Origin of the sequence: Telmatobacter sp. DSM 110680, assembly GCF_039994875.1 — a bacterium.
In the GTDB taxonomy this organism is placed as follows: domain Bacteria; phylum Acidobacteriota; class Terriglobia; order Terriglobales; family Acidobacteriaceae; genus Telmatobacter.
The window spans coordinates 3,567,027-3,581,024 of sequence record NZ_CP121196.1 but is presented as its reverse complement, the minus strand read 5'-3'; the positions used below and the strand labels follow the sequence as shown (position 1 = coordinate 3,581,024).

At 51.4% G+C, this 13,998-nt stretch carries 7 protein-coding genes; 5 read left to right on the top strand and 2 right to left on the bottom strand.

The window, feature by feature from the left end; all coding sequences use genetic code 11:
• Nucleotides 1-13 precede the first annotated feature (13 nt).
• Together P8935_RS14655 and P8935_RS14650 are read right to left on the bottom strand one after the other, a co-directional pair.
• A complete protein-coding gene (locus tag P8935_RS14655; protein ID WP_348261042.1) occupies nt 14-3,682 on the bottom strand; it encodes a hypothetical protein in 3,669 nt (1,222 codons plus the stop codon).
• 809 nt (nt 3,683-4,491) lie between these two features.
• Complete coding sequence (locus P8935_RS14650) at nt 4,492-5,328, bottom strand: tetratricopeptide repeat protein (RefSeq protein ID WP_348261041.1); 837 nt, start codon at nt 5,326-5,328, stop codon at nt 4,492-4,494.
• A gap of 696 nt (nt 5,329-6,024) precedes the next feature.
• Between P8935_RS14650 and P8935_RS14645 the strand changes: the two genes are divergently transcribed.
• From P8935_RS14645 to P8935_RS14625, 5 genes are all read left to right on the top strand, one after another.
• Entirely contained in the window at nt 6,025-6,210 is a 186-nt protein-coding gene (locus P8935_RS14645) for a hypothetical protein (protein WP_348261040.1), read from the top strand.
• 683 nt (nt 6,211-6,893) lie between these two features.
• Entirely contained in the window at nt 6,894-8,246 is a 1,353-nt protein-coding gene (locus P8935_RS14640) for a tryptophanase (RefSeq protein ID WP_348261039.1), read from the top strand.
• 183 nt (nt 8,247-8,429) lie between these two features.
• Nucleotides 8,430-9,224 carry an ATPase domain-containing protein gene (locus P8935_RS14635; RefSeq protein ID WP_348261038.1) on the top strand — a complete coding sequence of 265 codons (795 nt, stop codon included), beginning with the start codon at nt 8,430-8,432 and terminating at the stop codon, nt 9,222-9,224.
• A complete protein-coding gene (locus P8935_RS14630; protein ID WP_348261037.1) occupies nt 9,221-10,726 on the top strand; it encodes a DNA polymerase Y family protein in 1,506 nt (501 codons plus the stop codon). The genes P8935_RS14635 and P8935_RS14630 overlap by 4 nt, the downstream gene beginning before the upstream one ends.
• Entirely contained in the window at nt 10,719-13,982 is a 3,264-nt protein-coding gene (locus P8935_RS14625) for an error-prone DNA polymerase (protein WP_348261036.1), read from the top strand. The genes P8935_RS14630 and P8935_RS14625 overlap by 8 nt, the downstream gene beginning before the upstream one ends.
• Nucleotides 13,983-13,998: the final 16 nt, after the last annotated feature.

Here is a 13,998-nt window from a genome sequence, read left to right as displayed (position 1 = left end):
TTAAAGCAGCTGACTACGGTATCGAATTGGCCGAATCGATTTCACACGTCACTCGAAGGCGCGTGTTATATGTTCGACTGAGAGCGATGCCGTTCCCCAAAACGGCATTCGCAAGCCCTCCGAATGGGGAATACGGGGATGAGACAGGCTGCTGACATTGCAATGCCTGAGAGGGAAGCGCCTGAGCTGCAAAGATACTTGGCGGATGTGAGCCATCGTTCCAGCTGCTGGTCAGTGTCGAGAGCCGTCCTGCGCCATCATATGAATTGGAGAGCGTAATCGAACCCACCACTGGCGTGGTTGTGATGCCGTTGGTTGAGGTAAGAAGGTTTCCAGCGAAATCGTATGTATATGCAGGCGTGTATTGCGGTCCACTCGACTGGTTCGCGAGAGTGAATTGTTGCTCATTCAATATGCGCTCCATGGAGTCGTAGGCGAGAATTGAACGCTTGGTCAAGAAAGAGCCCGATGACGAACAGGCGACCGCCGTCTGAGTCCATTCACTAATTAACCTGCCAATCGAATACGGGATTAACGACGAACTGTATTGATAACACGCGGTCGGGGTCCCGTCCGAATAGCTCTTTGACAATAGCCGATTCACATTGTCGTAGGAATAGCTTGTTTGCTTGCCGCGCGCATCCGTCCGGTACATAAGATTGCCGGCTGCGTCATAGCCAGGTGAGCACGTAGAACCGCTCATCGTTCCGTAACATACCTTACCTGTTTCAGGGTTTAAGGCCGTTAATAATTGCGAAATCCCGCTGTAGGTGAACGAGCGATTCCGTGCTCCAGATGAACCCCTTGCACCGCCCCATTGAGTAACGGTCCACAGATTACCGAGCCCATCGTACGTATAGTCGGTTTCCATCGAGGGAGATATGCTCGAACCATTGGGCTCAAGAACTGCCGTCAGGTTTCCGAAGGCATCAACCGTCCGCTGCCACTTCGATCCATTCTCATCCGTGAAGGTATTGACATTGCCCGCGTAGGACCATTGCTCGGACGTCTGACTGTCGGGGTTGGTCATCAATGTCTTGCGATTGAGGGCGTCGTATTCGTAGCCTGTCGTGCCGTATGTCTGGTCGCCGGTTGAACGATACGGATTAGAAACCGATTGCACATTTCCGTTTCTGTCGTATGTTGTGTCAGAGAGAACGGCACCAGAGGGATCGGAAAGCAGCTGAGTCTGCGATTTACGACCCAGTCCGTCGAGTGCAACCGAATTTGTGATCATGCCCGCCGGAGTTACAGTCGGACTGGTGCATGAGGGCAAAGAGGAGCCAACAGCCTGCAAAGTATAGGTCGTGACTATGTTTGGAATTGAGTCGAAGTAGCAGGCCTTCTTCCCGCCGATCGGAAAAGACACCGAAACAACCCGTTGCAGGGCATCATAGGTATAACTGGTCGTCTGATTCGAATTTGGACCTGAAACCGACGCGGTTGTTCCGAGACAAGTGTTGTAGGTGTAGGAGATTGTTTCTCCCGCAGCATTCGTGATGCTGGACGGATATGCGGAACTCCCAGGAGCGATTGCGCAAGACGAATCCGCCCAAGCATCGGCGTAATAGACATGCGTCACGTGCAGATCGGGATCGGTGACTTGGGTGACCTCACCGTAGCCGTTCACAATATATTGAGTGACAGCCGTTGGTGCGTTTGTTGCGGTTACCGACTTTTGGGTTAAGTTTCCGGCCGTATTGTTCCCGTTGTCATAGACAAATGTTGTAGTGTTTTGCAGCGCCTCGACAAGGTCCGAAACAGTTTTGGAGGCAGGACGATCAAGAATGTGTCCGCTGCTTCCAGAAAAGTAGTTGAGTGGCTCCCATTGCTCTGTGGTCTTGCGCTTTATAGTCCCATCGAAGTCGGCTTGGTCAACCTCCGTTGGATTGTCAATATAGGTCGTGAATGGCCCACCAAGACTCCCTCCCGTGATCTGGATTGGATATGTCTCATAGGAATAGGTGACCGTGTTACTCACTGGGGGCTGCCCATCACTGAGGGTCGTTGTCACGATATATGGAAAATACAGATCCGTATTAACTGGAAGCGTTCCAGGTGATGTATAGGTGGTTTGACGAGACTGAAGCAGGTTATTGCTCGCGTCCGATATCGTTACATTTGTCTCCTTTGGGGAGATCTGGCCAGGAGAAGCCTGCGCGAACGTATGCACAGACTTGTTCCCCATCGGATCTGTAACCGTCATCGTGCTGCAATAAGGTTGCCCCGCCCCGCCGTTTGCCACTGCTACTGCACATCCGTAATTGGTGATGTTTTCAGTCGAGCAACTGCCGGTCGAAGAGGCACACTCGCGCTTGTCCTCTACACTTTGAAAAGTGTAATTTGTGATCGTCGTGGAACTCCAAGCCTGTACATTAAAGTCCGCATAGTCGTATTTTGTGTAGCCTCCCGACGGGTAATCGACCTCCACAATCCGTTCACGCTTGTCTAGCCTGTAAACCAACTGCCGAGAGTCGCCATTGGAATCAGCTGGCGGGTACGTCACTGTGGCTTTGTACGCGGTTTCTCCGGGCGCGGGTGTTGCTGAACATGTGCCGGGTGGATTGGGCCCCGTACCGTTCGAGCGCGGAGAATATGAGCAGGTCAGCCCGGGGAACATGTCTGTTATCGGCGTGCTGTCTGTAACCTGCCATTGTTCTGTGATGGATTTGGCAGTTCCATCCTGCCCGGTGTAGCTGAGCGTATAGTTTTGTGAGTTGGCGCTGAACGTAAAGGTTCGCCCAATCGTATCTGTCACCACGTACCCGGAGCCTGACGGTGAGACGGAGATTGAATTTCCGTTCGTATCTTTCATCAGACCCATTCGCTGGTCGTACCAATTCTCGTAATTTGTGCCTCCCGAATCATTCATTCCATCAGGGTATGGGTTGTACATACTGTAAAAATGATAGACAGTGCCACCCTTTGAAATAACCCTTATGTCCGCAATGTTGGTCAAGTCAATTCGGTAGAAGGAACCATCTGTGGCGTCAGCGATTGTTCCTGGCATGAATGGAGGATTAGCCAAATTGGGCTGATTACAAGATTGAGTGATCGCAAACGGGTGCTTGCTTCCTTCCCAATCTGTGAAAGCAAAGCTGGTCAGACACGAACGCTCAATTAAACCAGTGACGGTCATTCCGTTCATGATGTTCCAGCTTCCTGCGTATTCCTCTGATGCCTGCAGGCGCGGCAGGTTGATCTCGAACGCCGAATCCGGGTGAATCATTCGGACGTTGTAGGTGAAGCTCGTAGTCCATGAGTTTTGCTGCCCATCTTGGTTTTGATACAGAGGCACTGCAGAGACATTTTGTTGTAGGTAATAACCGTTGCTGCTGTGGATCAGAGCGAACGGAAGTGACCAGCCTCCCCGTTGAGGAACCGAAAGCAATGGGACATAAACAGTAAGTGCCGAGTTTGATAAATTGACGCTCTGATTGTCGCCGTCAGTTGCCGCACCCGGCGGAGTGCCAATTGGGCTACTTGGGGTCAGTATGTTGTCGGCATAAGGCGGGGACGATATTTGCGCCGCAGCACCGGCAGCAATCGAAAGAAAAAAGATGAGACCAATCGCAGTTGGCAAGTTCTTTGGATACCAACCGAGCCAGTGAGATACTCGATTAGACGCGGTGGAAGTCCTCGGTGCATGGAGAGAGATAAATTGACGAAAATGTTCGTTCATTTTGCGTTTCGTACCCCTGAGCAGCGATTCATGTGATGGAAGTTCGACTTCAGCCAACAGCGCTATGAGCAATTGGTTGGAAGCTGGAATTTCGGCCCGACTGGATGCGTTCGGCACAACGCAAAGTGTCCTGCTGCCGCTCAGACAAGTCAACTCGTCCGGTGCGAAATCACACTGTGCCGTGTTGGCTGTCACATTCTGATACTTAGGTAATCACGCAGATCTGATCGGTACGATAGTGTGTACATCTCGATTTCGCACCATTTGAAACCTAATCGATCCCGATGGATCTGATTGTGTAACGGAGCGGTAGGCGGTAACGGGGAAGGAGACAAAGAATCTGTTGTCTTTCCTCGAACCAATCGCTGTATATGCTGGCTCCTCCGTTCTGAGGCAAACATATAAGGTCTTGCTCGAAACTGAGTACATGCCCGCCGCCCTAGCTCTCGGGCAACTGGAGGCGAAACTTGGCAACCGGCAGAAAAGCGAGCTAGCCCTCGATAAATTGAACGATCTGTATGTTCGAGGTTCGATGTTTTACATCCCGGGGCACGCAAGAGAACTCATATTTGCAGGGCTCAACGACATTGATGGTTGTTTGAATTCCCTGGAGGAGGCCTACGCGCAGCGTTGTGATTGGCTCATTAGATGTTGAGCGGCGATGGAATTCAGTTCAGGCGACGAACGATTCAAGATGCACATCTGGATCTTCTACAACGGCCTAAATTCGAGGGATTTCGGTAAGCACCACCAATAGCCGCCGCTCTTCCTAACGACGAGTTACTGCTTGGCGGGTGACTGTTTAAGACTTATCGCCTGTTCGAGAGCTCGGTGAGCGTCGGCGAAATCCGGCTTGAGCCGTACCGCTTCTGAAAACTGAACGATGGAATCGTCCAACTTGCCCAACCTCGCCAGGGAGATTCCCCGTTGAAACGCGCTTCGCATCGTCCGGCCGTAAGCGTACGGTCCGTCAAACTCGCGTGCCGCCTCCCGCACTCTGTCTTCCTGAGCAAGAGCGATTCCGAGGTGGTAATGCGCCTCTCCATTTTCAGGCTGCAAGCGAACCGCCCGGGAGAATTCGGCTGCGGCATCGCCGGGGGGTCCCAGCGTGCGCAAAACAGATCCGACCGGAAGTGAGCCACACTGTCATCCGGTCTCAGCTTCGCAGCTGTCTGCAACTCGCTGAGCGCCTTGTCGGCATGTCCCTCGCGGGCCAGGAGCTGGCCGAGCTCGGCGCGCGCAGGGACGTAGTAGGGGCGTACGCGAACAGCTTCACGAAGTTGCGCAATTGCTTCATCGGTCTTGCCTTGAGCGACCAAGGCAGATGCCAGATTGAAGTACGCCAGATAGTTCTCCGGTACCACCGCGACGACGTGCTGGTAGAGCGAGATGTAGTCACGCCAGTACTGCACCTGAAGCCAGGTGAAGGTCATGCACGCCGCTGTCACCGTCGCGGCCAGCGCCACGCGGAACCCGGGCCATGGCTGGAGGCGCTCCGCAATTTCCCAAACCACGGCAAGCGACAGGCCGATCATAGGGATGTAGGTGTAGCGGCCGACGTGGGATTGCGAGCCAGTCTGAATCAAGGCAAAATTCTGTGGTTGTGCGATGACGGAGTACTCGACAAACCACAACGGGAAAATCACCTAGAATCACCAATAATGGAGAACTGAAGACAGTTATCCAGATTGGCTCATGGAAGCACCGCCGGACTGGATCGGCGAGGAGTTTGAGACTTCGTCGGTGGTCAGCTGTGGCGTGTCAACGTTCATCCGCTGCGCAACAGCGCGGGAAGAATGCGTCAGAGCGCTTAGCCCATATCGTTTAGGTTTAGGGCTTCATCCATTCAGTTTCTCGGGACGGACGAGGAGCAGAATAGAACGAACGATCCCGACCATCGATAGCGGAGCCGAACTGGCGCGCCTTCGCAGATCGTCGGCCGTTGTCCAAGCCTGCTTCGTCAGGGTACCGCATTCGAGAGATCATCCAAGGGCCGCTGACTTTTTGAATCGGATTGAAGAAGACAATCCCCCTAATCTTTGCGCCTGAACCGGGTAGGTGGGGTAGAGGGGTGCGGGGAGAGGGGGCGCGTCTCCCCGCCGAGACTCCTTTGCTTCGGGGGCGGACACGACTTAACCTTGCATTGGACGTCAAGTGGGATCGTATTCCAACTGTGCGTTGGATGTGTGATTGCCGGCGCTGTTATCAGTGCCTTGTTTTAATGGATGTTCGAGTTGGCATTGAGTGCTCTTCAGCTGCAATCAAATTACTGAGAACTCGGCAACGGGAAAATCACTTGGAAACACAGACGGTGTACCGAAGACATTCATCCAGATTGGCTCATGGAAGCACCGCTGGACTGGATCGGCGAGGAATTTGACGATTTCGTCGGTGGTCAGCTTTGGCGTGTCGAGAATGAGCGCACTGGTCGTACCGCAATATTTGACGCCAGTGCCGATGCGGCATTTCTACGGAAAGACGTGGTGGTGGCTCCAACAGGTGCCGGGCAACGGCTAGACTGCTGCTAGCCCGGGGAATGTCAGTACTTACGTGGACGCGTTGGACCCACGACGGCCGATCGCCCGGGCCAGTAGAGTTTGGAAGCCCTTAGTCACTGAGAGCTTGTATCACGGCCAGCGTGCAATAGAGTGCAATGCGCGATCACAACAGTGGCATCTTTGGCGACGGTAGCATATTGTTTCCTGCAACTTGCAGAGCCTAAACTGTCGCTTCGGGTTCGAATCCCACTCTCTCCGCCACAATAAACCTCTTATATTTAATAAGATACTGATAATGCGCCTTCGAGTTAGCAATGAGTATCGGGACTTGCACTCGGCTACTCAGATCTCGTCCTTTGGAGTGACAGGATCGGCTTGTGCAAATTGTCACTCCGATCACAATGGTGCGGTTCAATCATGAAAGGCCTTGTGCTATCGCTATCGTGCCTCGGCTGGTCCTGCATAACGCAGGCGCCAGTGTCGAGAAGCCATTCGATGGAGACGCCACCAACGCCCCACACCTGTCTGCAACTAGCTGCCGAAGTTGACAATGCCCTGTACACCGACCTACTTGGCGTAAGGTTTCCTAGCTCGGTCGATAATGAGCATGGTGGATTTCATTCCCATTTCGCGCGCGACTGGCAACAGTTGTCAAGCAACGGCGTAGCAATTGATCCACATGCAACGATACTGCCAAATGATTGGGGCGCAACATGTCAGTAAGAACTATCATCGAACCATTTCGCATTAAGAGCGTAGAACCAATTCGCTGGACGACCCGCGAGCAGCGAGAGGAGTTGTTGAAGGCTGCGCACTACAACTTGTTTCTGCTGCATGCTGATGACGTGCTCATCGATCTGCTCACGGATTCGGGGACTGGGGCAATGTCTACGCATCAGTGGGCTGCCATTATGGAAGGCGATGAGAGCTATGCTGGAAGCCGCAGCTACGATCGCTTCCGCAACTCAGTCCATGACATTGTTGGGTACACACACATTATCCCGACGCACCAGGGTAGGGCGGCCGAACGAATTTTGTTCGGCGTGACATGTAAAAAAGGCGATGTTGTTCCCAACAACACGCACTTTGATACGACCCGTGCCAACGTTGAGTTTGTTGGCGCAGAAGCGGTAGACCTGCTTATCCCTGAGGGACGTCAGCCTTCATTGCAGTATCCCTTCAAGGGAAATATGGATGTGGTGGCACTTGAAGCATTGATAGCGCGCGTAGGCCGAGAGCGCATTCCGCTAGTGATGCTAACCGTGACCAACAACTCCGGCGGCGGCCAGCCTGTATCCATGGAGAACGTTCGCCAGGTAAGTGCGATCTGCAAACGTCATAGAATTCCACTCTACTTTGATGCGTGCCGCTTCGCAGAGAACGCATGGTTTATCAAACTGCGGGAGCCAGGATATGCCGATAAGACTCCCAAAGAAATTGCGCAGGAAATGTTCCGCTACGGCGACGGCTGCACCATGTCGGCCAAGAAAGACGGCATGGCAAACATTGGCGGTTTTCTGTGCACTAGTAACGACCTGCTTGCACAACAGGAAAAAGATCTTCTCATCCTGACCGAAGGATATCCGACGTACGGTGGCCTTGCCGGGCGAGACCTCGAGGCAATTGCTGTAGGAATTCAGGAAGCGCTGCAAGTGGATTATCTGCGCTATCGGATTGCGTCGACTGCTTATCTCGGCAACCATATAGCTGAGGGCGGAGTTCCCATCGTTCAACCCCCGGGTGGTCACGCTATATATATTGATGCTCGCGCTTTCCTTCCCCATATTCCTTCAAGTCAATTTCCTGGGGTTGCTTTGGCTTCCGAGTTGTACCTCGAAGGAGGCGTCCGTTCGGTTGAAATCGGTACCTTGATGTTTGCTAATGCGGCCCAAATGGATCTCGTTCGACTTGCAATGCCACGTCGTGTTTATACCCAAAGCCATGTCGATTATTTGGTTGAAGTCATTCTTGAAGTTTTTAGGAATCGCGCGCAAATTCGCGGCATGCGCCTGACGCATGAAGCACCCTTTTTGCGACACTTTACTGCTCATCTTGCGCCTATTTAACGAATTGAAGATTAGTATCAAAAAGATACTGTAAACCATTGCAACATAAATAATTATGTGGCGCTAGCTGTAATCTATACCTTCAAATTCAATTGAAATTTTCCCACAGATAGATGGTTGACAATTATGAGTGAGCTGTAAGAGTCTAAGGCGAACATATGGCGAATATGCCATGGTTCGATAATGCCCTCTTCAGCCGCAATCCGCCAACAGATCGAGAGTGATTTTCAGCATCGCTATCCATCTGCTCTTACCCCAGCTGCGAGAACCATTCGCGAAACTGCGGCTACTGGCATTACCGAAATCGACAATTTACTTAATGGTGGATTACCTGTCGGAGCCATTAGTGAAATTACTGGCCGGGTATCGTCAGGGCGAACAACAATAGCGCTATCTTTTCTTGCTCGTCGCACGCAGGATGGAAATGTCTGCGCTTGGATCGATGCAAACGATGCACTTGATCCGGAATCGGCAGCAGCGAATGGCATCAGTCTAAAACATCTTCTATGGGTTCGATGCAGGACTTCGATCGTCGGAAAATCATCCCCAGCTATACAACACTCACACAATGAGATAAATCAGCATTGGACGCGCTTAGATCAATCAATCCTCGCTTCTGATCTGCTGTTACAAGCCGGCGGCTTCGCAGCCATTGTCCTTGATCTGGCGGATGAAGCAATTGAGCACGGCAGTCGCATTCCACTCGCGACTTGGTTCAGATTCAAGCAGGCCGCAGATCGCACAAGATGCAGTCTGGTCGTGCTTGGCAAAACCGCATACGCGCAATCGAGCGCTGCAGTTGTTCTTGAGTGTCTGCCCGGTCGTATGGACACAGCTTCTGGGACCGTAGTTCGCGGATATAGTTATAGCGCGCGTCTTGGTAGAGAGCGTTTATCACCACTTGCCAGTCTCAATCGAAAACCGTCTGCAACCTCCTGGTCTTCACAAGCACCGTGGGATCGCGAGAAGCGTGCATGACCTATCAATCCAACCCGCTTTACGCCGCTATCCATGCTGCTGAATTTCCTGCCCAAGCCATACTTCGTTTGAGATCTGATCTTCAGGCACAACCGGTCGCCATACTCGGTGGCATAGCTCCGCAGGAAAGGGTCTGCTCTCTGAATCTGCACGCCAAACAGCTTGGGGCCGCCATTGGCATGACACGCCTTGAAATTGAAGAACTCAACGTGATATGCGTGCTGGCGCGTTCATTGGATAGCGAGTTTGCCGCCCACTCAGTTCTTCTGGAATGCGTGTCAACCTTCTCTCCTCGCGTTGAAGAGACCATTGCGACCAACACATGCGGATTTGTGCTTGACATATCAGGTAGTGAGCGGTTGTTGGGTCCACCGGAGGCGATCGCAAGGAGTCTGCATTCTGCAATTGCGTCTGCAGGATTCCGTGCATCGGTATCCATCAGCCACAACTTTCATGTGGCGCGCATTTGCGCTGCATTCATGCCTGGAATCAATATCGTTCCAACTGAACAGGAGGCGCACGCAATCGCATCAATTCCCATTGCTTCGCTGCAACTTGATCAGCTACATGAAGAAACTTTTGTTCTTTGGGGAATACGCACACTCGGTGAATTGGCTGAATTGCCTGAAGAAGAATTGATTTCGCGCCTCGGACAGCAGGCAAAGTTATGGCTTAAGCTCTCACGCGGAAAAGCCGAACACACCTTCCTGCCCATAGATACCAAATTCGAATTAAAGGAGCACATCGAATTCGAAACTCATGTTGAACAGCTGGATTCCCTTCTCTTCATCGGCGCGAACATGATCAACAATCTCGTATCTCGCGCTATGAGCAGGGCCCTCTCATTAGCCAATCTTACGGTTTACATGTCTCTTGAAAAGCAACTCAGCTATGAACGTATAATACGACCTGCAATACCTACCAGCGATCGCAAGTTTCTTTTAAAACTTCTGCAACTGGAGATCGCTGCGCATCCCCCACAAGCAGCAATAACATCGCTGACATTAATCGCTGAAGCCGGACAACAAAGCAAGGTGCAGCTTGGGCTCTTTGCACCTCAGACTCCGGAGACGTCACGTCTCGACGTAGCGCTCTCCCGATTAAAAGCACTGGTTGGCGATGAACGTGTTGGTTCTCCCGTATTGAGAGATTCACATCACAGTGGCAGTTTCGATATCGATAACTTCGCGATTCCAAATCAGTCAGTCCTTCGCATAAATATTGCGGCGTGCATATCGCTTAGGCGAATTCGGCCACCCCATCCGTTACGCATACAACTTAATTTTAAGAAGCCGTCATCATTTCGCGACGGAGCATATCACTACAAGGTTCAGGCAGCTTATGGCCCATGGCAATCAAGCGGCTGTTGGTGGTCAGTTGACATGTGGAATACGGAAGAATGGGATGTCAAGGCAATCAACAATCTTGGCGAAGTCGTCGGCTGCTTGATTATTCATGACTATGTAAAAGACAAATGGATGCTCGAGGCGTTTTATGACTAACTCTCCGAGCATTACTATCTGTAAACAGCTAGCTCGTAATTTCTCTGACGAATATATTGAGTTGCATTCATCAAGTGCATTCAGCTTTCTATCGGGATCATCTGAGCCCGAATCCATCGTCGAGCGCGCCGTTGAACTGGACATGCCGGCAATCGCTTTGGCTGATCGAAATGGATTGTATGGTGTAGCGCGCTTTCATACCGCGGCGAGGCATAACAAAATAAAAGCGCATATCGGTGCAGAAATCGCCATATCGCCATTCGGCAACAGACTTGCTCCATCCGAGTGGCTTCCTCATCGTTGTCCCGATGAACCCCCGCGAATTGTTCTTTTGTGCTCATCGCAGGTTGGATATCAAAACCTTTGCCAATTAATCACACGCTTCAAAATGCGTGAGTCCACAAAGGCAGAAGGCTCAGCTACATTGGATGACTTAGAAGAGTTTTCAGCTGGGCTGATTTGCCTAACCGGCGGCGAAGAAGGTCTGCTCGCATCCGCTCTGAGTCGTAAAGGCGAGGCCGGAGCGCGTGCTGCACTCGATAGACTTACATCTATCTATGGGCGCAGCAACGTATACATAGAACTTCAGCGCCACTGTGAACGCGAAGAAGAATTTCGCAATGTCGTTCTCGTGAATATTGCATCACAACGCGGCATTCCCCTCGTCGCTACTAATGGCGTTCGTTGTGCTACGCCAGAGGACCGTGAACTGCTCGACATTTTTACGTCAATACGCCATCACACCACTGTACATAACGCAGGACGGCTCCTGAGTAAGAACTCGTTGCATCACCTACGTTCAGCGCAGGAAATGTCATATATTTTTTGCGATATCCCAGAGGCGATCGCTAATACTCGCGTCGTTAGTGAGCGACTTGAATTTACATTGAACGATCTCGGCTACAAGTTCCCCCAATACCCCGTGCCTAATGGCGAAACGATGGATAGCTTTCTCGCCAAGCGTGTCGACGATGGTGTTAGAAAACGGTATGCTAACAAATTAAAGCGCAGTCTCATGGAAAGAGCGCGCCTCCAGGCGCAGCATGAGCTCGCATTAATTGCGAGACTCGGATTCGCGGGATACTTCCTTATAGTCTGGGACATTATCCGGTTCTGCCAAAAGAATGGTTTTCTGGTACAGGGACGCGGATCCGCTGCCAACTCTGTTGTTTGTTTTGCTCTCGAGATCACAGCTGTCGATCCGATCGGGATGCAATTGCTTTTCGAACGCTTTCTTAGCGAAAGCCGTGGTGAATTGCCCGATATCGATCTTGATTTGCCCTCTGGTGATCATCGCGAACTCGTTATTCAGCACATCTATGAACACTACGGGGCTCTAGGTGCGGCGATGACTGCAAATGTCATCACATATCGGGGCCGGTCTGCAGCGCGTGAAGTTGGCAAGGCACTCGGGTTTGATGAACAGCAAGTTGCTAAACTCTCTAGTCTTGTAGGTCATTGGGAATGGCGCGGCGCTAATGACACCATGGAAAAGCACTTCGGCCAAGCGGGGTATGATATTCGTCACCCAATTATTGCCAAATATCTAGATTTGAGTATGCGGGTGTGCGATCTGCCACGCCATCTCGGACAGCACTCTGGCGGCATGGTGATTTGTGCAGGTATGCTGAACCGCGTTGTTCCTATCGAACGCGCATCGATGCCAGGCAGAACAGTAGTTCAATGGGATAAAGAAGACTGCGCAGACATGGGACTCATTAAGGTTGATTTACTCGGTCTCGGTATGATGGCAACATTGAAAGACTCACTCGAATTGATTCCCCGTCACTATGGCGCCGTGGTCGATCTCGCTTTATTACCTGAAGATCCAGTCGTATACGAAACTCTCTGTAAAGGGGATACAGTGGGTATGTTTCAAGTGGAGAGCCGCGCACAGATGGCATCCCTTCCCCATAACGCGCCTAGATGCTTTTACGATGTAGTCGTACAGGTCGCCATCATTCGCCCCGGACCGATCGTTGGCAAGATGATGCATCCTTACATGCGGCGACGTCAGGGACAGGAAGAAGTCTCTTATCCGCATCCGTTGCTCGAACCAGTTCTGAAGCGAACACTGGGTGTACCGCTCTTTCAGGAACAACTGTTGCGCATGGCCATGGTAGTCGCAAGCTTTACTGGCTCTGAAGCTGAGGAATTGCGCCGCGCTGTAGGCATGCGACGCTCCATGCAACGGATGCGCGATCTTGAAGGCCGCTTACGCTCAGGCATGACGCGAAATGGAATTGGCCTGCGGGAACAGGACAACATTGTTCAGGGTATCTCATCGTTCGCGATGTACGGCTTTCCTGAGTCTCATGCTGCAAGCTTTGCGCTCATAGCCTATGCGTCTGCGTATCTGAAGGTTCATTACCTAGCTGCATTCACGTGCGGTCTTTTAAACAATCAACCCATGGGCTTCTATTCGCCTGCCGTACTTATAAAAGATGCACAACGGCACGGATTGCGCGTTCGTCCGATTTGTGTTCAACGATCCGATTGGCTATGTTCCATCGAACATGAACCTGACGATAGCTTGTCTCTTCGCATTGGTTTGAACTATGCCAAAGGACTAAAACAATCTTCAGCTGAGTCATTACTGGCATCTCGTAATACAAGTGGACAGTTTCAATCGGTAGACGACTTGACGCAACGCATACCCGAATTAAGTAGAAAAGAGCTTGTTCTCCTTGCGCAGATTGGCGCACTTAATTCTGTTGGCCAAGTAATGCATCGACGTGACGCGCTATGGCAGGTCGAGCAGGCGGGCCGTCCAATCGGTCCGTTATTACGATCAGCAATCAAAACGCAAAACAGCAAAGCATTAATCCCTCTGAGACAGATGACCACCGATGAGCGCCTGGCTGCTGACTATGCAGGGTGTGGTCTCACATGTGGTCCCCATCCAATGACCTACCATCGCGATTTATTGAAGCACCAAGATTTTGCTTCCGCATGTGATCTCGCCCGCTACAGTCAGAACCAATTTGTCAAGATCGCAGGTTGTGTTATTGCGCGGCAGCGTCCTGGAACAGCAAAAGGTTTTGTATTTCTTTCCCTAGAAGACGAAACAGGAATCACTAACATCATCATTACACCTGATTTGTTTGAGCAGGAGCGCATGATCATAACGCGTAGCCGTTTTCTCGCAATAGAAGGTAGATTGCAAATACAAAACAGAGTGATACATGTAAAGGCATTTCGCATCAGACCTATAGATATCACCTCGGCCGACGTAAGCTCACATGATTTTCACTAGATCGCTCGCACGAATA